General features: G+C 67.3%; 21 protein-coding genes. 11 read left to right on the top strand and 10 right to left on the bottom strand.

What is annotated here, in order from left to right; all coding sequences use genetic code 11:
* The first annotated feature begins 8 nt into the window (after window positions 1–8).
* The 6 genes from HWX87_RS02600 to infA all read left to right on the top strand — a co-directional run bounded on the left by HWX87_RS02600 (window position 9) and on the right by infA (window position 7,240).
* On the top strand, window positions 9–1,214 hold the full coding sequence (locus tag HWX87_RS02600) for an acetyl-CoA C-acyltransferase (RefSeq protein ID WP_176045528.1): 1,206 nt from the start codon (window positions 9–11) through the stop codon (window positions 1,212–1,214).
* Between the two features lie 150 nt (window positions 1,215–1,364).
* Window positions 1,365–2,327: a YCF48-related protein gene (locus HWX87_RS02595; RefSeq protein ID WP_176045527.1), complete on the top strand. Its 963-nt coding sequence runs from the start codon at window positions 1,365–1,367 to the stop codon at window positions 2,325–2,327.
* Window positions 2,328–2,421: 94 nt separating this feature from the next.
* On the top strand, window positions 2,422–4,884 hold the full coding sequence (locus HWX87_RS02590; protein WP_176045526.1) for an MMPL family transporter: 2,463 nt from the start codon (window positions 2,422–2,424) through the stop codon (window positions 4,882–4,884).
* Window positions 4,885–4,953: 69 nt separating this feature from the next.
* Entirely contained in the window at window positions 4,954–6,033 is a 1,080-nt protein-coding gene (locus HWX87_RS02585) for a Rieske 2Fe-2S domain-containing protein (protein ID WP_176045525.1), read from the top strand.
* Between the two features lie 281 nt (window positions 6,034–6,314).
* The gene (locus HWX87_RS02580; RefSeq protein WP_006483056.1) at window positions 6,315–6,518 is read left to right on the top strand and encodes a cold-shock protein; all 204 of its coding nucleotides are present in this window, start codon (window positions 6,315–6,317) and stop codon (window positions 6,516–6,518) included.
* 458 nt (window positions 6,519–6,976) lie between these two features.
* Window positions 6,977–7,240 (top strand): translation initiation factor IF-1, encoded by a 264-nt coding sequence (gene infA, locus HWX87_RS02575; protein ID WP_048251091.1) that lies wholly within the window; start codon window positions 6,977–6,979, stop codon window positions 7,238–7,240.
* A gap of 171 nt (window positions 7,241–7,411) precedes the next feature.
* Here infA and HWX87_RS02570 read toward each other — a convergent pair whose 3' ends face one another.
* Both HWX87_RS02570 and HWX87_RS02565 read right to left on the bottom strand, forming a co-directional pair.
* On the bottom strand, window positions 7,412–8,221 hold the full coding sequence (locus tag HWX87_RS02570) for an alpha/beta hydrolase (RefSeq protein ID WP_176045524.1): 810 nt from the start codon (window positions 8,219–8,221) through the stop codon (window positions 7,412–7,414).
* Window positions 8,222–8,334: 113 nt separating this feature from the next.
* Window positions 8,335–9,114, bottom strand: coding sequence for an SDR family oxidoreductase (locus HWX87_RS02565; RefSeq protein WP_176045523.1), 780 nt, complete (start codon window positions 9,112–9,114; stop codon window positions 8,335–8,337).
* A 167-nt stretch (window positions 9,115–9,281) separates the two neighbouring features.
* Here HWX87_RS02565 and HWX87_RS02560 point away from each other — a divergent pair, with 167 nt between their 5' ends.
* The 3 genes from HWX87_RS02560 (at window position 9,282) to HWX87_RS02550 (ending at window position 11,836) form a co-directional block, all read left to right on the top strand.
* On the top strand, window positions 9,282–10,181 hold the full coding sequence (locus HWX87_RS02560; protein WP_176045522.1) for an AraC family transcriptional regulator: 900 nt from the start codon (window positions 9,282–9,284) through the stop codon (window positions 10,179–10,181).
* Between the two features lie 168 nt (window positions 10,182–10,349).
* Window positions 10,350–11,597 carry an alkaline phosphatase family protein gene (locus HWX87_RS02555; protein ID WP_176045521.1) on the top strand — a complete coding sequence of 416 codons (1,248 nt, stop codon included), beginning with the start codon at window positions 10,350–10,352 and terminating at the stop codon, window positions 11,595–11,597.
* Window positions 11,594–11,836, top strand: coding sequence for a hypothetical protein (locus HWX87_RS02550; RefSeq protein ID WP_059240443.1), 243 nt, complete (start codon window positions 11,594–11,596; stop codon window positions 11,834–11,836). The genes HWX87_RS02555 and HWX87_RS02550 overlap by 4 nt, the downstream gene beginning before the upstream one ends.
* A gap of 43 nt (window positions 11,837–11,879) precedes the next feature.
* Here the strand turns inward: HWX87_RS02550 and HWX87_RS02545 are convergent, their stop codons facing one another.
* Window positions 11,880–12,053 carry a hypothetical protein gene (locus HWX87_RS02545; RefSeq protein ID WP_244137580.1) on the bottom strand — a complete coding sequence of 58 codons (174 nt, stop codon included), beginning with the start codon at window positions 12,051–12,053 and terminating at the stop codon, window positions 11,880–11,882.
* A 72-nt stretch (window positions 12,054–12,125) separates the two neighbouring features.
* Window positions 12,126–13,202, bottom strand: a complete 1,077-nt coding sequence (locus HWX87_RS02540) for a porin (protein WP_176045520.1) — start codon at window positions 13,200–13,202, stop codon at window positions 12,126–12,128.
* A gap of 648 nt (window positions 13,203–13,850) precedes the next feature.
* On the opposite strand from HWX87_RS02540, the gene HWX87_RS02535 reads away from it, so the two are divergent.
* Together HWX87_RS02535 and HWX87_RS02530 are read left to right on the top strand one after the other, a co-directional pair.
* Window positions 13,851–14,150 (top strand): HU family DNA-binding protein, encoded by a 300-nt coding sequence (locus HWX87_RS02535; RefSeq protein WP_279612948.1) that lies wholly within the window; start codon window positions 13,851–13,853, stop codon window positions 14,148–14,150.
* 165 nt (window positions 14,151–14,315) lie between these two features.
* Window positions 14,316–15,761 (top strand): DUF1254 domain-containing protein, encoded by a 1,446-nt coding sequence (locus HWX87_RS02530; protein WP_176045518.1) that lies wholly within the window; start codon window positions 14,316–14,318, stop codon window positions 15,759–15,761.
* A 66-nt stretch (window positions 15,762–15,827) separates the two neighbouring features.
* Here HWX87_RS02530 and dmpG read toward each other — a convergent pair whose 3' ends face one another.
* The 6 genes from dmpG to HWX87_RS02500 all read right to left on the bottom strand — a co-directional run bounded on the left by dmpG (window position 15,828) and on the right by HWX87_RS02500 (window position 22,597).
* Window positions 15,828–16,859 (bottom strand): 4-hydroxy-2-oxovalerate aldolase, encoded by a 1,032-nt coding sequence (gene dmpG / locus HWX87_RS02525; protein WP_175032380.1) that lies wholly within the window; start codon window positions 16,857–16,859, stop codon window positions 15,828–15,830.
* 16 nt (window positions 16,860–16,875) lie between these two features.
* A complete protein-coding gene (locus tag HWX87_RS02520) occupies window positions 16,876–17,775 on the bottom strand; it encodes an acetaldehyde dehydrogenase (acetylating) (RefSeq protein WP_176045517.1) in 900 nt (299 codons plus the stop codon).
* A 13-nt stretch (window positions 17,776–17,788) separates the two neighbouring features.
* Complete coding sequence (gene dmpE / locus HWX87_RS02515; protein WP_176045516.1) at window positions 17,789–18,571, bottom strand: 2-oxopent-4-enoate hydratase; 783 nt, start codon at window positions 18,569–18,571, stop codon at window positions 17,789–17,791.
* A 102-nt stretch (window positions 18,572–18,673) separates the two neighbouring features.
* Window positions 18,674–20,056, bottom strand: a complete 1,383-nt coding sequence (locus tag HWX87_RS02510) for a DUF1329 domain-containing protein (RefSeq protein WP_176045515.1) — start codon at window positions 20,054–20,056, stop codon at window positions 18,674–18,676.
* A gap of 40 nt (window positions 20,057–20,096) precedes the next feature.
* Entirely contained in the window at window positions 20,097–21,662 is a 1,566-nt protein-coding gene (locus HWX87_RS02505) for a DUF1302 family protein (protein ID WP_176045514.1), read from the bottom strand.
* 155 nt (window positions 21,663–21,817) lie between these two features.
* Complete coding sequence (locus HWX87_RS02500; protein ID WP_176045513.1) at window positions 21,818–22,597, bottom strand: SDR family oxidoreductase; 780 nt, start codon at window positions 22,595–22,597, stop codon at window positions 21,818–21,820.
* Window positions 22,598–22,665 lie beyond the last annotated feature (68 nt).

Below are 22,665 nucleotides of genomic sequence, written 5' to 3'. Positions count from 1 at the left end.
TCAGAAACATGGAAGACGCAGTCATCGTTTCCGTCGCACGCACGCCGATCGGCAAGGCGTTTCGCGGCATCTTCAACGACACCGAGGCGCCCGCGCTGGGCGGCCACGTCGTGCGCACCGCGCTCGAACGCGCGGGCGTCGCGCCGGCCGACGTCGACGACGTGCTGATCGGCTGCGCCGCGCAGCAGGGTACGCAGGGCTACAACATCGGCCGCCTGTCGGCGGCGGCGGCCGGGTTGCCGGCGTCGGTGCCCGGCATGGCGATCGACCGCATGTGCTCGTCGGGCCTGATGTCGATCGCGAGCGCCGCGCGCAGCATCGGCGCGGGCGACACGCGGATCGTCGTCGCGGGTGGCGTCGAGTCGATCTCGCTCACGCAGAACAAGCACAAGAACGCGTATCGCGCGCGTTCGCAGGCCGTGCTCGACCACCAGCCGGCTGCGTACATGGCGATGATGGAAACGGCCGAGATCGTGTCGCGCCGCTACGGGATCTCGCGCGCCGCACAGGATGAATTCGCGCTGCAGAGCCACCAGCGCACGGCCGCCGCCCAGGCGGCCGGTCGTTTCGATGCCGAAATCGCGCCGCTCGACGTGCGGCGCGCGCTGTTCGACAAGGAAGGCAACCCGGCCGGTCACGAGGACGTGAACGCCGCCCGCGACGAAGGCGTGCGCGCCGACACGACGGCCGAGCGGCTCGCGGGGCTGAAGCCGTCGTGGAGCGGCGGCAAGGTCGTCGAGCAAGGGGAGTTCGTGACGGCCGGCAATGCGTCGCAACTGTCGGACGGCGCGGCGGCCGTGGTCGTGATGTCGCGCAGCGAGGCCCTGCGCCGCGGGCTGACGCCGCTCGGCGCGTTCCGTGGCCTCGCGGTGGCCGGCTGCGAGCCGGACGAGATGGGCATCGGCCCGGTGTTCGCGATTCCGAAGCTGCTGGCGCGCTTCGGGATGACGGTGGGCGACGTCGGGTTGTGGGAACTGAACGAAGCGTTCGCGTGCCAGGCGCTGTACTGCCGCGACACGCTCGGCATCCCCGGCGACCGGCTGAACGTCGACGGCGGCGCGATCGCGCTCGGCCATCCGTTCGGGATGTCGGGTACGCGTATGACGATGCACGCGTTGCTCGAAGGCGCGCGGCGCGGCGTGCGGCACGCGGTCGTGACGATGTGCATCGGCGGCGGGATGGGTGCCGCTGCGCTGTTCGAAGTCGGCGCCTAGCGGTACGCGGACAGGCCGCACCGCACACGCGGCCATCCAGTCAGGACCATTCGAGGCCGCGGCAACGACCGACGGCCCGGAGACTTGCAGCCGACGGTGGCGGGCGCTTCGGCGCGCGCCGCCGTCGAACGCAGAAACAGGAGACAAGCGATGAAACGAACTTTGCCCGGACTCGCGATGTCGGCGCTGGTGCTCGGCGCCGCGCTGTTCGCGTTTTCGCCGCGCCCGCTGCCGGCGTTCCCGGTCACCGCGATCCACGCGGACCGGCTGCAGATCAACGGGCTCGCCCGCGCCGGCACGACGCGCATCGTCGCGGTCGGCGAGCGCGGCGTGATCCTGCTGAGCGACGACGCGGGCGCCCATTGGCGGCCGGCGTCGATCGCGCATGACCAGGCGTCGACGCTCACGCAGGTGCGCTTCATCACGCCGACGCTCGGGATCGCGGTCGGTCACGACGGCCGGATCGTGCGCAGCGACGATGGCGGCGTGCACTGGCGCGAGGTCCACATGGACCACGAACATTCCGATCCGCTGCTGTCCGTATGGGGCACCGCTGACGGCCCGCTGTTCGCGGCCGGCAGCTTCGGCCAGCTGCTGCGCTCGAACGACGGCGGCGTCAACTGGCAGACGGTGAAGACGCCGGCCGGCGACCGCCACCTGAACGCGATCGTCGGCGACGGCCACGGCAACCTGCTGATCGCGGGCGAAAGCGGCACGCTGCTGCGCTCGACCGACAACGGCGTCACGTGGGACAAGCTGGCGTCGCCGTACGCGGGTTCGCTGTTCGGCGCGCTGATGCTCGCCAACGGCGACTGGGTCGCATACGGGATGCGCGGCAACGTGGTGCGCAGCACCGATCACGGCACGACCTGGACGCACGTCGACAGCCATGTGCCGGTGTCGTATTTCGGTGCGACCCAGCTTGCCGACGGCGAACTCGTGCTGGTCGGCCAGGGTGGTGCGATCGTCGCGTCGCGCGACGGCGGGCTGACCTTCGACGTGCGCAAGCTCGGCGGCGTGCAGAGCCTCGCGGCCGTGCTCGACATGGGCCACGGTGCGCTGCTGCTCGGCGGCGAAGCGGGTGTCGCGCCGCTCGCCGCGTCGCCGTCCTGACGCCCGGCCCCGGCGGCCGCGACAGACGCGACCGCCGGGTTCCGCACGCTTCCGTTCGTTTCGCATCGCCAGCCAGTACCGACACGAGAAATCCATGAACGACCTGTCACGCCCCCCTGAAGCCGCTCCCGCGTCGCGCCTCGCGACGTTCGTCGAGCGCTGCGCCAATACGATCATCCGCCAACGCAAGCTGCTGATGCTGCTGTGCGTCGCGGTGACGCTGGCGCTCGGACTGTCCGCGACGCGCCTGAAGCTCGATCCGGGCTTCAACAAGATGATCCCGATGCAGCACCCGTACATGCAGGTGTTCGAGCGTTATGCGGGGGCGTTCCCCGGCGCGAACACGATCCTCGTGAGCCTGCGCTGGAAGGGCGACGGCGACATCTACAACCAGACGTTCATGGACGCGCTGCGCCATGCGACCGACGACGTGTTCTTCATCCCCGGCGTGAACCGCTCGCGCGTGTTCTCGCTGTTCACGCCGAACGTCCACTACACCGAGGTGACCGAGGCCGGCTTCCGCGGCGACGTCGTCGTGCCCGGCCAGTTCTCGAGCGCGAACCCGGACGATCTCGCGAAGGTGCGCCGCAACGTCGCGCGCTCGGGGCAAATCGGCCGCCTCGTCGGCAACGACCTGAAGTCGGCGCTGATCCGCGCGGAGCTGCGCGAGACCGATCCGACCACCGGCAAGCGGCTCGACTACAGCGCGGTCGCGCGCCAGCTCGAGGAGATCCGCGCGAAGTACGCGAAGCAGGGCATCGACGTGAGCATCATCGGCTTCGCGAAGCTGGTCGGCGACGTCGAGAACGGCATCGCGGGCGTGATGGCGTTCTTCGCGCTCGCGTTCCTCGTGACGGCTGCGCTGCTGTTCGCCTATACGCGCTCGCTGAAGACCACCGTGCTCGCGCTCGTCGTCGCGCTGCTGCCGGTCGTCTGGCTGCTCGGTTCGCTGCCGTTGCTCGGGCTCGGCATCGACCCGATGTCGATCCTCGTGCCGTTCCTGATTTTCTCGATCGGCGTGTCGCACGCGGTGCAGATGACCAACGCGTGGAAGCAGGCGCTGGTGCGCGGCGCGTCGTCGGTCGACGCCGCGCGCGACGCGTTCCGCAAGCTGTTCGTGCCGGGCACCGTCGCGCTGCTGACCAACGCGCTCGGCTTCATGGTGATCATGCGGATCAAGATCGACATCGTGCGCGAGCTCGGCATCACCGCGTGCCTCGGCGTGCTGCTGATGATCGTGACGAACAAGGTGTTCCTGCCGATCCTGCTGTCTTATACGCGCCTCGAACGCGGCACGCTGGCGCGCGCACAGCGCACGGCGGCGGCCGGCGGCAGCCGGATGTGGTCGCGCTTCGCGGTGTTCGCGCGGCCGGCGCCGGCGCTCGGCGTGTTCGCGGTGGCGCTCGCGCTGCTCGCCTATGGCACGCTCGAATCGCGCAAGCTGGAGATCGGCGACATCGGCACGGGCGCGCCGGAATTGCGTGCGAACTCGCGCTACAACATCGACAACGCGGCGATCACGCACCAGTACAACATCGGCGTCGACGTGCTGTCGGTGATCGTCGAGACGACCGGCTTCGACGACGCGTGCCTGCGTTACCCGGTGATGAGCGCGATCGAGAAGTTCGAGATGAACATGCGCGGCGTGGCCGGCGTGCAGTCGGTGACGAGCGTGTCGTCGCAGGGCAAGGTGTTCATCGCCGCCTTCAACGAAGGCAACCCGCGCTGGGCCGCGCTGCCGCGCTCCAGCGACGGGCTCACGCAGGGTTCCAACGCGTTCGACCCCGACAACGGGATGAACACCGCGAACTGCAAGGCGATCCAGGTGCTGATCTACACGAAGAACCACGAGGGCACGACCATCGCGCACATCGTCGACGAGATCAAGCGCTTCGCGGCCGAGAACCCGACGCCGAACGTCGCGTTCCGGCTTGCAGGCGGCAACGTCGGCGTGATGGCCGCGACCAACGAGGCTGTCGGCGACGCGGAGATCGCGATGCTGCTGTCGATCTTCGGCGCGATCGCGCTGCTCTGCGCGGTGACGTTCCGCTCGTGGCGCGCGGTGCTGTGCATCATCGTGCCGCTCACGCTCGTGTCGATCCTGTGCAACGCGGTGATGGCGCGCCTCGGCATCGGGCTGAAGGTCGCGACGCTGCCGGTGATCACGCTCGGCGTGGGCGTGGGCGTCGACTACGGGATCTACCTGTACGAGCGCCTGCAGCACGACCTCCGCCACGGCGCGACGCTGCCGGACGCATTCGCCGACGCGATGCGCCAGCGCGGCACGGCGGCGCTGTTCACGGCCGTCACGATGTTCATCGGCGTGGGTACGTGGGCATTCTCCGCGCTGAAGTTCCAGGTCGACATGGGCGTGCTGCTCGCGTTCATGTTCCTCGTGAACCTGTTCGGCGCGGTGTTCCTGCTGCCCGCGCTCGCCGCGTGGCTCGGCGTCGAGCGTGCCGAGCGCCGCGTGTCGCAACAGCAGCAGCCGTCGCCGGCGGCCCCCGTGCCGCTGAAGCCGTCGCCCGCGCTCGAACCCGGCAATCCGATGCGCTGAACGGCGCGCCCCATTTCCCCCGCGCGCGGCGGGCCGCCGCGCGCTCTCCCACAGAAGGAGTCAACCCACATGTCCGCACGCCCTTACAAGATCGAAGCCCAGCCGCTCGCGCAGCGCTATGCGCGCGGCTGGCACTGCCTCGGGCTCGCCCGCGACTACAAGGACGGCAAGCCGCACACGCTGAACGTCTTCGGCCGAAAGCTCGCCGCGTTCGCCGATTCGACCGGCAAGGTCAACATCGTCGATGCGTACTGTCCGCACATGGGCGCCGACCTGAGCCTCGGCACGGTCGAAGGCGACAACCTCGTATGCCCGTTCCACGGCTGGGCGTGGAGCGGCGAAGGGCAGTGCGCGTCGATCCCGTACTGCAAGCGGATTCCGCCGAAGGCGCGCATCGGCGCGTGGCCGACCTGCGAGGAAAACAACCTGCTGTTCGTGTGGAACGACCCGGAAGGCAACGCGCCGCCGGCCGATGTCGCGATTCCGCGCCTCGACGTGTGCTTCTCAGACGAATGGTCGGACTGGGTCGTCGACAAGATGGTGATCCAGGCCAACTGCCGCGAACTGGTCGACAACATCTCGGATGTCGCGCACTTCGCGACCGTGCACCATGCGCCGATCGACTATTTCGCGAACCTGTTCGAGGACCACAAGGCGACGCAGCTGATGGTCGGCCGCAGCGAGAAGCTCGGCGGCGACGCCCTGACCGCGCTGTCGACCTACTTCGGGCCGGCCGTGCACATCACGCAGATGACGGGGCAGAGCGGCGGGCAGCCGATCCATTCGGTGCTGCTGAACTGCCACGTGCCGATCGACATGAACAGCTTCGAGCTGCGCTACGGCGTGATCGTGAAGAAGGTGGCCGGGCTGACCGACGAGCAGAACATGGAGATCGCGAACGCGTACGTGAAGGAAGCGCAGCGCGCGTTCTACGAGGACGTCGACATCTGGCACAGCAAGACGCGGATCGACAACCCGCTGCTGTGCGAGGGCGACGGGCCGCTGTACCAGATGCGCGACTGGTATTCGCAGTTCTACCTGGACGTGGCCGACGTGCGGCCGACGAGCGTCGCGCGCAAGGCGTTCGAGATGCGGATTCGCGACGGCAGCGAGCCGCCGGCGCTGCATCACGTGTTCGAGCCGCAGTAAAAAGCGGGCAGGCCGGCCGAAAACGGGGATGCATCGAAATATGTCCCGTCGGCCGGTCACGCCCGCCGCGTAAGGCGCTCGCGGGGATCGCATGTTGCGCTGCATCGAAAGGGCTTGACGAAACGGTTGCGACGGCGTAGTGTCTACGGTCGAAGTGTTCAAGAAGTTCGATTGCTCATCATTGGCCGCACTCCGTGCGGCAGTCGTTGGTCTCTCCCTCTTTGATTCTTTCTGTGCCCGTCACGGGCGCATGTTCAATTATTTGTATTAAGGAAGTTTTTGTGGATACCGGTACCGTCAAGTGGTTCAACGAAACCAAGGGCTTTGGTTTCATCTCCCCGGACAACGGCGGCGACGATCTGTTCGCCCATTTCTCGGAAATTCGCGGCACGGGCTTCAAGACCCTGGCCGAAGGCCAGAAGGTCAGCTTCGAAGTGAAGCGCGGCCCGAAGGGTCTGCAAGCGTCGAACATCACGCCGCAGTAAGCCGCATCGGCATCGGCCGCCAGTCGGTGGCCGCTGCCGGATGGAGTTTCGCGCGAGGCGCCGCTCTGGCGGCGCCAGCGCGTTCCGATGCGCACGACCGATGCATCGCGACATTCACGATGCATCGGTCGTGACGCCTCCCTCCCGCATGCCTGAACGGCGTGCGACGCAACGTCCTCGTAAAGCGCTCGCCGCTTCGCGAGCGCATCACCGCATCAACCTGAGCAGACCGCTGCCATGTCGTAGCCGGCGCGGTCCCGACTTGCGCGGCGCTCATCCCGCCGCCGCCACCGACCGCCCGAACGCCGCAACGCGCCGGGCTCCGATCGCAAGACAGGCCCGAGGCCCGTCTGAACGAACCGATCCCCGGCAGCCTGCCGGCGGCCGTCCCGCTACGGGATACGGCGCCGGGCAGATCGCCGCGGCCGCGGTCTATCACCTTGTCTGGAGGAATTGGTTTGGCAAAAGAAGAACTGCTGGAACTCGACGGGATCGTCGACGAAGTGCTGCCGGACAGCAAATATCGCGTCACGCTGGAAAACGGCGTGGTGGTTGGCGCGTATGCGTCGGGCCGCATGCGCAAGAACCACATCCGCATTCTCGCGGGTGACCGTGTGACGCTGGAACTGTCGATGTACGACCTGACCAAGGGCCGTATCAACTTCCGGCACAAGGACGCGAATTCCCCGCGTCCGCCGCGAACCGGGCAGCCGCGCCGTTAAGCGGCCACGATCGGTGCGCGGCACATCGCGCACCTGGTCGAAACCCGTCCGGCCACGCGGCCGGACGAACCGGATGAACGGCACGTTGCATGCCGTTCGCCGGTCGCCGGCGGCGCTGTCATGCCGCGGCGGCCAACCCCGCCTTTACCGGCCGCCGCGCGTGCGCAACGCTCAGGCGGCCGCGTCCCGCAGGAAATCCTCGACGATCATCGCGAAGTACGGCGGACATTCCTGCATCGGGTAATGCCCGCAATTCGGTATCCTCACGAGTCGGGCGTCCGGATGCCAGGCGAGAAACGTCGCCCGCATCGCCGCCGCGTCGAGCCCCGGATCCTTGTCGCCGACGATCACCAGAAAGCGCGTGTCGAGCCCGCGGATGTCGTCGACGAAATCCGTGCCCGTCAGCATGTCGAGATACGCGAGCCGGCAACCCTGCGCCACGCGTTCGCGGTTCTGCCGCAGCTTCAGGTCGGCCCAGCGCGCCGACAATCCCCCCGTCACGAATCGCACGAGCCGCCGAAACGCGTCGTCGTCGACCGTCGTGCTCGCGAAGAATGCGCGCGCGTCGTCGCCCAGGCGGTTGCCGGCCGCCGACACCGGGCACACGGCGATCGCGCTCTTGATGCGCGACGGCGCATCGGCCGCGATCCGCTGCGTCGCCATGCCGGTCATCGAATGGCCGATCACGTGGAAGCGCTGCCAGCCGAGACGATCCGCGAGTGCGAGGCAGTCGGCCGAGATTTCGTCGATCGTGTACGTGCCGCTCAGATGCCGGGAGGCGCCGTAGCCGCGCAGGTCGACGAACACGTACGTGAAGGCCGTTTCGTCGAGATACGGCAGCGCCGCCGCGTAGTTCGTCGCGTCGCCGAGCCAGTCGTGCAGGACCATCACGCGTTCGGGGCCCGTGCCGTGCCGCAGGTAGCCGAGGCCGTCGTGGTTGCCGGCCGGTCTGGCGGCGGGAGAGATGTCGATCGGGTTCATTTCAAGTCGTTTCCGTCTGGTTGGGGAACCAAAACGAAACGCCCTCCCGGCGGACCGGGAGGGCGTCTTGAAAGTGCATCGATCGTATCGGGCCGATCGGCGAAAGTCAACGCTCAGAGCGCCATCCCGCCCGACACCTCGATGCGTTGCGCATTGACCCAGCGGTTGTCGTCCGACAGCAGCGACGCGATCATCGGCCCGATGTCGTCGGGTTCGCCCACGCGGCCGAGCGCGGTCCATTCCGCGACGCGCCGGTTGACCTCCGGATTGTCGCGCACCATCCCGCCGCTGAAGTCGGTCGCCACCGCGCCCGGCGCGACGACGTTCACCGCGATGCGGCGCGGCCCCAGCTCCTTCGCCAGATAGCGCGTCAGCACCTCGACCGCGCCTTTCATCGATCCGTAGGCCGCACTGCCGGGCAACGCGACGCGCGTGAGGCCCGACGACACGTTCACGATGCGGCCGCCGTCGCGGATCAGCGGCAGCAGCGTCTGCGTGAGGAAGAACACCCCCTTGAAGTGCACGTGATAGAGCGCGTCGAGATCGGCTTCGGTCGTCTCGGCGATCGGCGCGTGATGCGAGGTGCCCGCATTGTTGACGAGGAAGTCGAAACGGTCGGCGCCCCAGCCTGAAAGCGCGTCGCGGAGCTGTTCGGCGAAGCGGCCGAACGTGGCGGGTTCCCCGGTGTCGAGCGGCAGTGCGAGCGCCGGTTGCCCGGCTTCGGCGGTCAGTGTGACGACGCGATCGGCTTCCGCGCGATTCGCGCGGTATGTGAAGATCGTTCGCACGCCGCGCTGCGCGAGGTGAAGCACCGTATTGCGGCCGAGTCCGCGGCTGCCGCCGGTGACAATGGCGATTTTCGGGGCGGAACCGGGGGAATGTGCTGCAGTCATGCTGTGCTCCTGGTCGAGGTCGGTGTCGGACAGCCGCAAGCGTACGGCGGCCGACGCGCCCGCTGAATGCCGGAACCGGCTGCGTTCTTGCCTGATCCTGCCCGGCCGCCCCGAAGCGCGCGGCGCCGCGTGTACCATCCGCACATCGGGATACGGAGGGCTGCACCATGTCGGACGAACTGGTCGAACGCGTCGCACGACTGACCGGCGACCAGGGCGACGAACGCCGGTTCGCGACAGCGATCGACGGGTTGATCCTGCTGCGTTCCAACCGCGAACGGCTGCCCGCGCCGCTGATCATGAAGCCGGCGCTGTGCGTCGTCGTGCAGGGCGCGAAGTGGACGACGTTCGGCGGCCGGCGCTACGACTACGGGCCCGGCCGCGCGCTCGTCGTCAGCGTCGAGATGCCGGCGACGAGCCGCATCGTGAAGGCCAGCGAGACCGAACCGTTCCTCGGCATCGTGCTCGAATTCGACCTGGCGATGATGCGCGACGTGCTCGAGCGGCTCGACACAGCGCCGGCGCAGGCGGCCGGCCCGATCGGGCATGGCGTCTGCGTGACCGATTTCGGCGGGCCGCTCGCCGATTGCGTGCTGCGGATGATGCGGCTGCTCGATACGCCGGCCGCGATTCCGGTCGTTGCGCCGCTCGTGATGCGCGAGATCTGCTACTGGCTGCTCGCGGGCCCGCACGGCGGCGAAGTCTCGCGCGTCGTGTTCGCCAACGGTCACGCCCAGCGCGTCGTCGCCGCGATCCATGCGCTGCGCGGCCAGTTCGCCGAGGCCGTCCGCGTCGAGGAACTCGCCGCCGTCGCGCAAATGAGCCCGTCCGCGTTTCACCGGCAATTCAAGGCGCTGACGTCGATGACGCCGCTGCAGTACCAGAAGCAGTTGCGCCTGCTCGAAGCGCGGCACCTGATGGTGACGGGCGCGGCGAACGCGGAATCGGCCGCGTATCGCGTCGGCTACGAAAGCGCGTCGCAATTCAGCCGCGAATACGCGCGGATGTTCGGCGCGCCGCCGCGGCGCGATGTCGTCACGCTGCAAACCGCAGCGGCCGACGGCTGAACGGGCATGCCGCGACGCGGCTCGTACGACGCTTTACGCGCGGGGCGGCGCGGTCGTACACTCGTCGGCAATTCGCGGCCCGCGCGCGGCTTTCAATCCCTTCAGTCGCATTCAGCGCGCTAACGATCGTGCCCGCCGGACATTCGTCGCCCGACGCCAGGAGGCGCCATGAGTGCAGACGCAGCCCCCGCATCCCCGTCCGTTCAGGACCGCATCCAGCACGTGTTCGTGCTGATGCTCGAGAACCGCTCCTTCGATCACCTGTTCGCGCTGTCGGGTTACCCCGACATCGTCGCCGCGTCGCCGGGCAACAGCAACGCGTATGGCGGCGCGGTCTATCCGTTCGGCGGCGGAGCGCCCGACCGGATGCCGACCGACCCGTGCCACGAATTCACCGACGTGCTCGAGCAGCTCTGCGGCGCGGGCGTGCCGTTCGTGAAAGGGCAGGCCTATCCGCCGGTCGCCAATTCCGGCTTCGTGTCGAATTACGCGACGTCACATTCGGAAGGCACGCCGCCGCAGCCGGCAGACGCGGGCAAGATCATGCAGGGTGTCGACGTCGCGACGCAGGCGCCGTCGCTGTACGCGCTCGCGAATGCGTTCGTGCTGTGCGACGCGTGGCATGCGTCGATGCCGGGGCCGACCTGGCCGAACCGCTTCTTCCTGCACGGCGCGTCGTCGGCCGGGCTTGACCATTCGCCGACCAAGGAAGAAATGGCCGGGTGGGACGCATTCGACGGCTTTCCCTATCCGAAGGGCTCGATCTTCGGCGCGCTCGGCGACGACAACTGGCGCATCTACCAGGACCAGACCGGCGATCCGCTCGGCCATGTGCCGCAGGTCGCATCGCTGAAGGGCATCAGCTTCTTCGACGTCGACGATCTCGCGCATTTCGAAGCCGATCTCGCGGCCGGCTACACGGCGCGCTACACGTTCATCGAGCCCGGCTACGGCGACATCGTGCACGGCACCTATCAGAACGGCAGCTCGCAGCATCCGATGGACGGGCTGGCCGGCGGTGACCAGCTCGCCGCGCGCGTGTACAACGCGATCCGCAATTCGCCGGTGTGGAACAGCAGCCTGTTCGTGATCGTCTACGACGAGCACGGCGGCTTCTACGATTCGGTCAAGCCGGGCGCCGCGCCGCCGCCGAACGACGGCGCGGCCGCGACGCTGAACGCGAGCGGCTTCGGCTTCGACGTGTACGGCGTGCGCGTGCCGGCGATCGTGATCTCGCCATGGGTCGCGGCCGGGCAGGTTGACCACACGCCGTACGACCATGCATCGGTCGCCGCGACGCTCGAGCGGCTGTTCGGCGTTGCGCCGCTGACCGATCGCGACCGCCTCGCCAACGACCTGCTGGCGCTCGTGACGACTACGTGCCGGACGGATTGTCCGCAAAGGATCGGAACATGAGTACGACCCCGGACCCGCGCGACGCGCTGCCCGTGCGCGACGGCACGAGCCTGATTGCGTATCTGCACATCCTGAGGAAAGCGCATGCGGCGCTGGTCGGCCAGGACAAGGCGCACCAGCGCTTCAGCGAGATCGTGACGCGCGGGCAGGCGCGGCAGTACATCGAGGAGCTGATGCCGGCGCTGCTGCAGAAGCGCGCCGAGCATCGGGCGCGCAAGCATGGCGGGAAGCATCACTGAGCCGGTGGAGCGGCGCCGTCGCGCGTAGCAGGAACGCGATGCGTCACGCTGCCTGCCGCACGCTGATCGCCGACACCACCGCGCCCGTCAATTGAATCGCCGCGCCGACGAACCTCGCCGCGCGCGAGCCTGCCGCACCGCCGCGTGCAGCCGCGAACAGCGTGCCGGGCACCGCGATCCCGAGACAAGAAGCGCGGCGAGATTGCCGGGCTTGCATTCGGCATGCCCGGAACCGGGATGACGCAACACGTGCGATCCCCGGTTCCGGACGTTCGGAACATTGCTGCGATCAGAACTTCGCACGAATGCCCGCGCCGAACGTGTTGCCGTTCGACAGGCCGCTGATGCGGTCGTTCATGTACGCAGCGTAGACGTCCGTGCGCTTGGACAGCGGATAGTCGTAGCCGACGGCCCAGGTCTGGCGCGTCTGGTCGAGGCCGCCCGCGTCGCGCGAGTATGCATACGACGCCATCGCGTTACCCGCGCCGAGCGGTACCGACACGCCGCCTTGCGCGGTGTTCACGTGCCAGCTTCCCGCGACCTGGTCATTCTTCGTGTACATGTACTGGCCGAACAGCTTCACGAGCTTCAGGTCGTAGGTCGCACCGACCAGCGCGATGCCCTGGCTCTTCATGCCGGCCACCAGTGCGCTGAGGTCACGCGGGCCGTTGTTGAAGTTCACGTACTGATACGTGGCCGTTGCCGCGAACGGGCCGTTCGCGTAGTTGAACTGCGCGCTCCACTTCTTCGAACCGTTGTCGCCGGCCTGGTTGCCGAACGCGTACATCGCGCCGAAGTTCAGGCCACCGAACGAAGGCGACGCGTACGACACCGCGTTGTTCCAGCCCGAATCACCCACCGCACCCTGATCGCTTGGGTAGGTCGGGAACGTGCCGAGGCCGAGGAACACGTGATACACCATCGGCGAGAAGGTGTACGAGTCGTAGAACGGGTTGAACAGGATCGTCGACAGGAACAGGTGCGTCGTCAGGCGGCCTGCCGTCACCGTGCCGTACGGCGAATCGATGCCGACGTATGCGTTGCGCGCGAAGAACGTGTCGCCCTGGAAGCGGCCGAACTGGCCGTTCTGCGCGCGGAAGAAGCTTTCCAGCGTGAAGATCGCCTTGTAGCCGCCGCCGAGATCCTCGGCGCCGTGCAGGCCCCAGTACGACGTCGACATCCCGCCGCCGCTCACGTTCCACGCACGATCGCTGCCGGGGAACTTGGTCGCGCCGACCCATTCGTCGACCTGACCGTAGAGCGATACGCTCGACTGTGCATGGGCGGGAGTCGTAGCCGCCACGCAGGCGGCCGCGGCGATCAGCTTGACGGACGTGCGCGACGCACGGCGAGCGAATGACTTCATGGGGTCTCCATTATTGATTGATGACGGGCCGACGGACGTCGAATGATGCGTGACCCGAGGGTGAGAAGCGGGATTCGATTGGAAGGCGAAGCCGGGCGCGAGCGGGATTGAATACCTTCGCGCGATTTCATCGTTCTGAATGGCTTCGTGATAATGGTGTTGAATCGTAGATTCGTTGCTTCCGGCGAGCCATTGGACAAGAAGCATCATGCGTATACGAGACGATGTATAACGTGGAATCGAGCGTCAAGACGCTTGTCGATATTCGTGTATACGCTCATGCAACGCCATTTATGGGGAGGATTTCACACGATGGCGTGATGCGTAAAGCACTAGTATTTTCCGGATCCGGAAAAATCGTGCAATGCCTTTGGCGAACGGGGAAGGGCGCGATAACTCCGTCGCGAACCAGCCTGCACGGTGGGTCGCGTACCGATTTCCATTGACGCAATATGGTCCGCTTGGACGACGCGTCGTGCGACGTTCCGGTCCAGCCTTGCAAGCTTGCCAATGACCGCTTTCGGCGGCGATCCGTGCGTCTCGAACGACACATCGTCGATGAGGCGGTCGCAGGCAATCATGGCGCGTGCTTTAACGAGACATCGCCGATACAACAAGTCCGGTAATCGAATATCGGCATTTCCATTAATGCAGGAGCCACAGATGAATAAACAAGAGTTGGTCGAAGCCGTGGTCTTTTCTACTGGCTTGAGCAGGGTCGCCGCTACCGAGGCAGTGGACGTGGTAATCAACACGATTACGAGCACGGTTGCGGCTGGCGGGACCGTTCAGTTGATCGGTTTCGGCTCGTTCAGGCAAGGAAAGCGTGCGGCCCGGATCGGCAGGAATCCGTCGACCGGTGACGCCATCGAGATTGCCGCGGTGAAGACGGTCAAGTTCACGCCGGGTACGGCATTCAAGAGTGCCGTGAATGCGATAAGAAAGTAAGCGTCTCGCGACCGGTGGCGGGAGTCGGTCGCCTGCCGGTGCAGCGGGCACGATCCACGTGCAACGCTGCAGTCATACGATCGGACGATCCCGTATCGGCGCGGCGCCGATACGCTCGGTGACGGCGCCTGGTGCGCCACTCTCCGCCACCGACAGAGGATCCGTATGACACTGTCTGCCCGCAAGCCATCAGGCCTGGCGCGGTTTGCCCGCCATGTTCCGTTCACCCGCCGCGCGCTCGTGCAGGGCGTCACCCGTTTCGCGGCGCTCGTCGCGCTGGCCGTGCCTGTCGCGCAGGCGCATGCGGACGAGCCCGCAACCGGCGCGCTGATCCGCGAAGCGTACGATTACGCATTCCCGCTCTTCAAGTTGTCGCAGTACCGCTGGACGGCACTCGAAACCGCCGGCGCGCGCACCAGCACGACGCTGAACCGGTTCGCGCACGCGCGCGAGATCGCGACGCCCGAGGACCGCTGGGCCAATTCACCGATCGTCGACGCGTTGTATTCGACCGCGTGGATCGATCTCGCGCGCGGCCCGGTGACGATCGATACGCCCGATACGGCGGCGCGCTATACGGTGCTGACGCTGATCGACTTCTACTCGAACACGTTCTTCTACGCGGGCCACCGCACGACCGGCACCGGGCGGCAGCACTACCTGCTGGCGGGGCCCGGCTGGCAGGGCAGCGTACCGGAAGGCGTCACGCTGATCCGTGCGCCGTCCAACGACGTCTACGTCAATTTGCGCGTCGCGGTCGACGGGCCGGCCGATCTCTCGGCCGCCAATGCCGTGCAGGACGGTTTTCGCATCACGCCGGTCGCTGCGGCCGCGGAGGTGAACGCGAACGCCCCGGCACGCATCCGGCCGCGAACCGACGATGCGGCGAACTTCGTCGCGATCGCGAACCAGATGCTGGCGCTTGATCCGCCGCCCGCGTATGACCGCACGCTGATCGAGCGTTATCGCCGCATCGGTATTTGCGGTGCCGGGTGTTCGTGGGACCGGCTGCCCGACGATGTCCGTGCATCGTGGACGGCCGCCTATCCGGCGCTCGAGCGGCAGTTCGTGAAGACCTATCTCGCGGCGGCCGCGTCGCATGGCTGGATCAACTACAACCCGCCGGGCTCGAAGCTCGGCACGACGGACCAACGCGACTATCCATTGCGCGCGCTGGCCCTCGCGATGGGAATGGGGATCCTCGGCGTGAGCCGCGACGAAGCGAATTACTGGATCACCTTCCGCGACGCGCAAGCGCAGCCGCTGCGCGGCAGCCGGCGTTACCGGTTGCGACTGCCGCCGGGCGGCATTCCGTCGAAGGCATTCTGGTCGGTGTCGCTGTATGCGGTCGACCCGGACGGCCAGTTCCTGAATGCGAATCCGATCGGCCGCTATCAGATCAGCAGCCGCACGCGCGGCCTCGCGGTGAATCCGGACGGCAGCATCGACATCGTGCTGCAGGCCGAACGTCCTGACGGCGCGGCGGCATCGAACTGGCTGCCGACACCGGCGGACGGCCGGCCGTTCACGCTGTTCGCACGCGCTTACGAACCGACCGGCAGCGTGCTGCAGGGGACGTTCGCGATGCCGTCGGCCGAGCCGGTGCAATAACTTCACGCCCATGAAAAAGACGGGGCATGTGCCCCGTCCCGTGCGACCGGCGATACGACAGCGTGATTACGCCGCCACTTCCCGTGCCCGCACCATCGTCAGCGCCGCATCCTCGATCATGTCTTCCTGGCCGCCGACGAGCCGTTGCCGGCCCAGCTCGACGAGAATGTCGCGCGCCGGAATCCCGTACTTCGCCTCCGCGCGCTTCGCGAACAGCAGGAACGACGAATAGACGCCCGCATAGCCGAGCGTCAGCGCATCGCGGTCGAGGCGAATCGGAGCGTCCATGATCGGCACGACGAGATCCTCGGCGACATCCGAGATCGCGAACACGTCGACGCCCGTCTCGATCCCCATCCGGTCGCACACCGCGACGAACACCTCCATCGGCGTGTTGCCCGCGCCGGCGCCGAGGCCGGCCGCGGCCGCATCGATCCGGTTCGCGCCGGCCGCAACGGCCGCGACCGAGTTCGCGACACCCATCGCGAGATTGTGGTGGCCGTGGAAGCCGAGCTCCGTCTCCGGCTTCAGCGCGTCGCGCACCTGGCCGATCCGCGCGGTCACGTCGTCGGGCAGCATGTGGCCGGCCGAATCGGTGATGTAGATGCAGTTCGCGCCGTACGATTCCATCAGCTTCGCCTGCACGACGAGCTGCTCCGGCGACGACATGTGCGCCATCATCAGGAAGCCGACCGTATCGAGCCCGAGCGTGCGCGCGAGGCCGATATGCTGTTCCGACACGTCGGCCTCGGTGCAGTGCGTCGCGACGCGGATCGTGCCGACGCCGAGTTCGTGAGCCATGCGCAGGTGCTCGACGGTGCCGATGCCGGGCAGCAGCAGTGCCGACACCTTCGCCTGCTTCAGCTCCGGAATCACGGCGCTCAGGTACGCCTCGTCGGTATGCGCGGGGAACCCGTAGTTGACCGATGCGCCGCCGAGGCCGTCGCCGTGCGTGACCTCGATCAGCGGCACGCCGGCCGCGTCGAGCCCGCGCGCGATGTTGCGCATCTGGTCGAGCGTGATCTGGTGGCGCTTCGGGTGCATCCCGTCGCGCAGCGACATGTCGTGGACGGTGATCTTCTTGCCTGCAAGTGACATCGTGTGACTCCTCGACTCAAGCGGTGGCGGCCGTTGCGGCCAGCATCTGTTCGGCGAAACGCTCGGCCGTGGCGGCCGCGGCGGCGGTCATGATGTCGAGGTTGCCCGCGTACTTCGGCAGGTAATCGCCGAGCCCTTCGACTTCCATGAACACCGACACACGATTGCCGTCGAACACCGGCCCGTTCTTCAACGTGTAGCCGGGCACGTAGCGCTGTACTTCCTTGACCATCGCATGCACGGACGCGGTGATCGCGTCGACGTCGGGCGGCCCGTCGGTCAGGCAGTGGATCGTGTCGCGCATGATCAGCGGCGGCTCGGCCGGATTGATCACGATGATCGCCTTGCCCTTGCGTGCGCCGCCGACCTGTTCGATCGCGCCGGACGTCGTGCGCGTGAATTCGTCGATGTTCTTGCGTGTGCCGGGGCCGACCGACTTCGACGACACCGTCGCGACGATCTCGCCGTACGCGACCGGCTGCACGCGCGACACCGCATACACCATCGGGATCGTCGCCTGGCCGCCGCAGGTCACCATGTTCACGTTCATCTGCGCGCTGTCGAGATGCGCGTCGAGATTCACCGGCGGGACGCAGTACGGCCCGATCGCGGCGGGCGTCAGGTCGATCATCTTCACGCCGAGCGCGGTGAGCTTGTCGGAGTTGTCGCGATGGACGTACGCCGACGTCGCGTCGAATGCGATGCGGATGTCGTCGTCGGCCACGTGCGGCAGCAGCCCGTCGACGCCCTTGTCGGTGGTCTTCAGGCCGAACTCGCGCGCGCGGGCGAGCCCGTCGGACGCCGGATCGACGCCGACCATCCACACCGGTTCGAGCACCGTCGAGCGGCGCAGCTTGTACAGCAGGTCGGTGCCGATGTTGCCGGGCCCGATCAGTGCGCATTTGATTGTCTTCATCAGGATTTTTCCTTTAGATAAAGCGGACGTCGCAACTGCCGATGCCGGAGATGTGCATCGACAGCGTGTCGCCGGCCGTGACCGGAATCAGTTTCGCGAGCGAGCCGGACAGCACGATCTCGCCGGCCAGCAGCGGCACGTCGTACGCGGCGAGCGTGTTCGCGAGCCACGCGACGGCGTCGGCAGGGTGGCCGAGCGCCGCGTCGCCGCGTCCTTGCGCGACGCGCTCGCCGTTCTTGTCGATCGTCATCTCGCACGCGGCGAGATCGAGCGTGCGCGGGTCGACGCGCGCATCGCCGAGCACGTACACGCCGCACGACGCGTTGTCGGCGACGGTGTCCTCGATGCGGATCGCCCAGTCGCGGATGCGCGAATCGACGATCTCGAAGCAGGGCGCGACGGCGGCCGTCGCGGCGATCACGTCGGTGCGGTCGATGCCGGGGCCGCGCAGGTCGTGCGCGAGGATGAACGCGATCTCGCCTTCGGCGCGCGGCGCGATCAGCGAATCGGCGGCAATCGCCTCGCCGGCCGCGTAGTGCATGCCGGACAGCAGGATGCCGAAATCGGGCTGGCGCACGTTCAGCATGTCCTGCACGGCCTGGCTCGTCACGCCGATCTTCTTGCCGACGACCGCTTCGCCCTGTTCGACGCGACGCTCGATGAAGCGTTGCTGGATGCGGTAGGCGTCGTCGAGCGACAGCCGGCGCGGACGGTTCGACAGCGGCGCGACCGGCGCGCGCGCGTGCCACGCGGCGTACAGTTCGTCGCCGAGCGTCGTATGCAGGCGGGAAGACATGAAAGGGCCCTCGAATGGAAAAGGCCGCCGTCGCGGGCGGCGTCGTGCGCCGGAGCGAGGCTCCGGCGCGTGAGGCGCGGGCGTACCGCGTCGGTGGATCGATCAGTTGCCCGAACTGCGGATCGCGTCCGGCGAGAAGTACGCCTCGTTGAACTGCGGACTGTTGTCGAGCTTCGGCATCGGGCCTTCGTTCGTCAGGCGGTCGGACATGTATGCACCCGAGATCAGGTCGTGGTAGAACACGACGCCCGGGTAGAACACCTTCGCGTCATACGCGTACAGCGTCGTCGCGACGTTGGTGCGCCACAGCTGGCCGCGCGCATCGTAGTTGTCGGCGAGCAGCGTCATCCACGAATCCTCGTCGATGTACAGCACGCGCTTCGCATACTGGTGGCGATAGTTGTTCTTCAGCGTCGCCTGCAGCACCCACACGCGATGCAGCTCGTAGCGGATGTACGACGGGTTCTCGTGGCCCTTGGTCAGCAGGTCGGCGTATTTCACCGAGCTGTCCATCGCCTTGTAGTTGTCGTACGGCACGTAGATCTCGCGCTTGCCGACGATCTTCCAGTCGTAGCGGTCGCCGGGGCCGTTATACAGGCGGTCGTCGTCGACGGTGCGGAATCCGCCCGGGCCCTGCGGCTGGTCGTAGCCGTACTCGGGCGCCTGGCGCACGCGCCGCGTGCCGGGGTTGTACATCCACGTGCGCGACGAGTTGTCCGCGCCGGCCTTGTCCCAGTTCGTGAAGCCGACGATCAGCGAGCCGCGGTCGGACAGCGGCAGCTCCGTCGCGTTGCGGTAGTACGTGCGGTTGTTCAGGTCGCTCTTCACGTCGAACTTGCCGGAGTTGCGCGGCGAGTAGATGTCGTAGCGCACCTTGCCCCACGCGATGTTGCCGTCCGAGTACACGACGGCCTGGTCGTAGGTCGCCTGCTCGGCGCCGATCGCCGACGAGAAACGCTGGTTCCACAGCAGTTCGGCGGCCGTCTTCGGAATCGGGTACGGCACCGTCGGCGGCGCGTTCGTGAGGCCGTTCGCATCGGACGTCATCGTCGAGTCGGGCGCGAACGCGCGGATGTCCTTGTACACGGAATCCGCGTAGCGGAAGTCGCGATGGCTCGGATAGACGTTGATCTTGAACGTGGCCGGGTAGCGCTTGAACATCGCCTTCTGGCCGTCGGTCAGGTGCTCGGCATACTGCGCCATGTTCTCCGCGGTGATCGTCGCGACCGGCTTCTCGTTCGCGAACGGATCGGGGTAGCGGCTGCCGCGCTTGTACTGCACGTCGGGCGGCGTGCCGAGCCATTTGCCCGTCCACTCGGGCACGCCGCTGTCCTTGCTCGCGGCGCGCACGGCGCCCATCGGCGTCAGCGTGCCGTCGAGCGCTTTCAGGTCATCCGGCGTGACCTTCGGGAACGACGCCGTTGCGACGACCGCGCACGCGGCCATCACCGACGCGCGCAGGAGGGGGAGATGAATGCGTTTCATATCGATCCTCATAGTGCTGAATGACGAGCGGCCGGGCCGCTCAGAAGTGGTAGGTCGCCGTGGCCAGCACGTAGTCGCGATCCGCGAGCGGGCGCGTGGCCGGGTTCGGCGAACCGAGGAACTTTGCGTAGACGAGCGACAGCTGCAGGTTGCTCAGGCGCGTGAACGTCACGCCGGCCGTCACGCGATGGTCGCCCTGGCCCGTCAGCGAGCCGAGCGCGCCGGCGAGCGGCGACGTGCCCGTCAGGTCGTGCGTGTAGGTCAGCGGCACGTCGAGATCCCAGCCGTTGAACACGTTCTTGTAGCTGAGCGTCCACGCGATCTCCATCGCGAGCGCGTTGCGCGAATTCGCGAGCGTGGTCGAGCCGTCGAGCTCCGAGATGCTGCCGGCGTGCACGTACGTGAGTTCGCCGATCAGCGACTGCGAGTTCGCGAGGAAGCTCGGCCCGATCGAGTAGATGCCGGACAGGTTGGTCTGCAGCACGTTCGCGCGCGTCGACTGCGGGCCCGTCGGCGTATTCACGAGCACGGCCGCGCCCTGGCGATACGAGATTTCGCCCGCGACGTTCACGGGGCCGACCTGCGTCGAGAAGCTCGCGCCGGTCAGCTTGATGTTGCTGAAATAGGTCTGCTGGTACTGGAGCGTCGGGAAGTACGTCGTGACGACGCTCGGGTTCATGTCGTTGTAATGCAGGTGGTACAGCCCGAGCTCGGTGTCGCCGAGTACGCGGAAGCGGGCGCCGATACCCCACTGGTTGCGCGCGCTCGGCTTGTCGTCGGGGCCGCGCGGAATGATCATGCCGCCCGGGCCGATGATGTACTGCGCACCGGGGCCCGTGACGTCGGAGTAGCTCCAGTATGTGCCGGGCGCGGTCAGCCGGTTCTGCTGGTACGAGAACTGGTAGTAGCCGAGCAGGCTGAAGTTCGGCGTGATCTGCCACTGCGTCGAGATCTGCGGCACCGGCAGCAGGATGTCCTTCACCTCGGCGCCGGCCATGTACGACTTGGTCGCGTCGGACGGCCCCTGTGCGCCCGCGATGTTCGGGAAGAACAGGCTTTCGCCCCATGCGACCACCTGGTCGCCGACCTTCACGTTCAGGCTCGTCGAACCGATGTGGAAGGTGTTGTACGCATACGCGGCGAGCAGCGTCGTGTGGCCGCCCGACCAGTAGCGCGCATCGCTCGTGAAGTCGTTGTACTGGCCCGAATGGTTCACGGTGCCCGGCGAGTCGTTGTAGTTCGGGCGGCGATAGGCCTGGTCGTAGAACGTGTCCGCGCGGACGAACACGCCCCAGTCGTCGTGCTTCAGGTTCACTTCGCCGAGCAGGCTGACCTGGTTCTCGATCAGCTTGTTCTTCGCGAAGTTGCGGTCGCCGTCGTCGCCGTTGATGTTCGCCGGCGTCAGCAGATTGCCGCTCGGTGCGCGGGTGCGCATGCCGAGGCCGTAACTGAGCGTGAACGTGTAGTCCAGCGTCGTGTCGGCGCCAAGCTCGATCGTGCTGCCGGCGTGCGCGCTGGGAACGGCGCACGTCAGCAGCGCGGCGGCCAGCGTCGACAGCGTGGCGGTTGCCCGCTTGTCGGTACGGCGCGAAATCCGTTGATGCATGGTGTCTCCTCTTGGGGGTATCGACGACGGTCGACTGTGTGTGTTGTCGTGAGAGGCAGAGTAGGGAGATCGCGGTAGCAGGGAATCGTCAAAATGAACTAGATGACTTCCCTAGGACTGAAAACGAATGGCCCTGCACCGCTTGCATTGCGTGTTCAGCGCGCGTCGGCCTGCGCGGCCGACAGGAACGCCGGCCGCTCGCCGCCGCCGTCGAGCCGCAGGTTCGCGCCCGACGCGTACGAAGCACCGGGCGACGCGAGAAACAGGCATGCCGATGCAACGTCGTCGGGCGTCGCGAGCCGTCCGGCGGGAATCGTCGCGCGGATCGCGTCGAGCGCGGCGTCGTCGCCGTAGTGGCCTTCGGTGGCCGATTCCGTCTGCACGAGGCTCGGGCTGATCGCGCACACACGCACGCGCGGCGCCCACTCGACCGCGAGCGACGTGACTGCGTTGACGAGGCCCGCTTTCGCGGCGCCGTACGCGGCCGTGCCGGGCGACGGCCGCGACGCGCTGACACTCGCGATGAACAGCATCACGCCGCCCTCGGGCTGCGGCTGCATGATCGCGTTCACGCGCTGCGCGAGCTGCAGCGGCGCGATCAGGTTCAGCCGCACGATCGATTCGGTGAAGCGCGGCGATGCATCGGCCGCGAGTGCGAACGGCGAGCCGCCCGCGTTGTTGACGAGCACGTCGAGGCCGCCGGCCGTGTCGCGGATCGTCGCGAGCATCGCGTCCACCTGCTCGATGTCGCGCAGGTCGGCCGCGACGAAGGCCGCCGTGCGGCCATCGGCCGACGGCGGCGTGTCGGGCGCGCTGCGCCCGCAGACGAACACGCGCGCGCCTGCCGCGAGAAACCGTTCGGCGATGCGCCGCCCGATGCCCTTGGTGCCGCCCGTCACGAGCACCGTCTTGCCGCTGTAGTCGAATCCGTTCATCGTTGCCTCCGTTTCGGTGGGCCGATGATAGGAAGAAGCGCGCGCGGCTTCGTAGTCTGAAAGGATGA

The organism is Burkholderia sp. BCC1644 (genome assembly GCF_902833225.1).
Lineage (GTDB): Bacteria > Pseudomonadota > Gammaproteobacteria > Burkholderiales > Burkholderiaceae > Burkholderia.
The sequence above is the reverse complement of the archived record's forward strand: the minus strand, read 5'-3'. Positions and strand labels throughout refer to the sequence as shown.

What these genes read in the sequence shown, in the direction of transcription:
- dmpG (WP_175032380.1), bottom strand. Translation starts at nt 16,859, where the DNA reads ATGTCACTTGCAGGCAAGAAGATCACCGTCCACGACATGTCGCTGCGC.
- HWX87_RS02545 (WP_244137580.1), bottom strand. Translation starts at nt 12,053, where the DNA reads ATGCAAGCCCGGCAATCTCGCCGCGCTTCTTGTCTCGGGATCGCGGTG.
- HWX87_RS02585 (WP_176045525.1), top strand. Translation starts at nt 4,954, where the DNA reads ATGTCCGCACGCCCTTACAAGATCGAAGCCCAGCCGCTCGCGCAGCGC.
- HWX87_RS02510 (WP_176045515.1), bottom strand. Translation starts at nt 20,056, where the DNA reads ATGAAACGCATTCATCTCCCCCTCCTGCGCGCGTCGGTGATGGCCGCG.
- HWX87_RS02550 (WP_059240443.1), top strand. Translation starts at nt 11,594, where the DNA reads ATGAGTACGACCCCGGACCCGCGCGACGCGCTGCCCGTGCGCGACGGC.
- HWX87_RS02530 (WP_176045518.1), top strand. Translation starts at nt 14,316, where the DNA reads ATGACACTGTCTGCCCGCAAGCCATCAGGCCTGGCGCGGTTTGCCCGC.
- HWX87_RS02535 (WP_279612948.1), top strand. Translation starts at nt 13,851, where the DNA reads ATGCAGGAGCCACAGATGAATAAACAAGAGTTGGTCGAAGCCGTGGTC.
- HWX87_RS02555 (WP_176045521.1), top strand. Translation starts at nt 10,350, where the DNA reads ATGAGTGCAGACGCAGCCCCCGCATCCCCGTCCGTTCAGGACCGCATC.
- HWX87_RS02520 (WP_176045517.1), bottom strand. Translation starts at nt 17,775, where the DNA reads ATGAAGACAATCAAATGCGCACTGATCGGGCCCGGCAACATCGGCACC.
- HWX87_RS02560 (WP_176045522.1), top strand. Translation starts at nt 9,282, where the DNA reads ATGTCGGACGAACTGGTCGAACGCGTCGCACGACTGACCGGCGACCAG.
- HWX87_RS02565 (WP_176045523.1), bottom strand. Translation starts at nt 9,114, where the DNA reads ATGACTGCAGCACATTCCCCCGGTTCCGCCCCGAAAATCGCCATTGTC.
- HWX87_RS02505 (WP_176045514.1), bottom strand. Translation starts at nt 21,662, where the DNA reads ATGCATCAACGGATTTCGCGCCGTACCGACAAGCGGGCAACCGCCACG.
- HWX87_RS02500 (WP_176045513.1), bottom strand. Translation starts at nt 22,597, where the DNA reads ATGAACGGATTCGACTACAGCGGCAAGACGGTGCTCGTGACGGGCGGC.
- HWX87_RS02590 (WP_176045526.1), top strand. Translation starts at nt 2,422, where the DNA reads ATGAACGACCTGTCACGCCCCCCTGAAGCCGCTCCCGCGTCGCGCCTC.
- HWX87_RS02595 (WP_176045527.1), top strand. Translation starts at nt 1,365, where the DNA reads ATGAAACGAACTTTGCCCGGACTCGCGATGTCGGCGCTGGTGCTCGGC.
- dmpE (WP_176045516.1), bottom strand. Translation starts at nt 18,571, where the DNA reads ATGTCTTCCCGCCTGCATACGACGCTCGGCGACGAACTGTACGCCGCG.
- HWX87_RS02540 (WP_176045520.1), bottom strand. Translation starts at nt 13,202, where the DNA reads ATGAAGTCATTCGCTCGCCGTGCGTCGCGCACGTCCGTCAAGCTGATC.
- HWX87_RS02600 (WP_176045528.1), top strand. Translation starts at nt 9, where the DNA reads ATGGAAGACGCAGTCATCGTTTCCGTCGCACGCACGCCGATCGGCAAG.
- HWX87_RS02570 (WP_176045524.1), bottom strand. Translation starts at nt 8,221, where the DNA reads ATGAACCCGATCGACATCTCTCCCGCCGCCAGACCGGCCGGCAACCAC.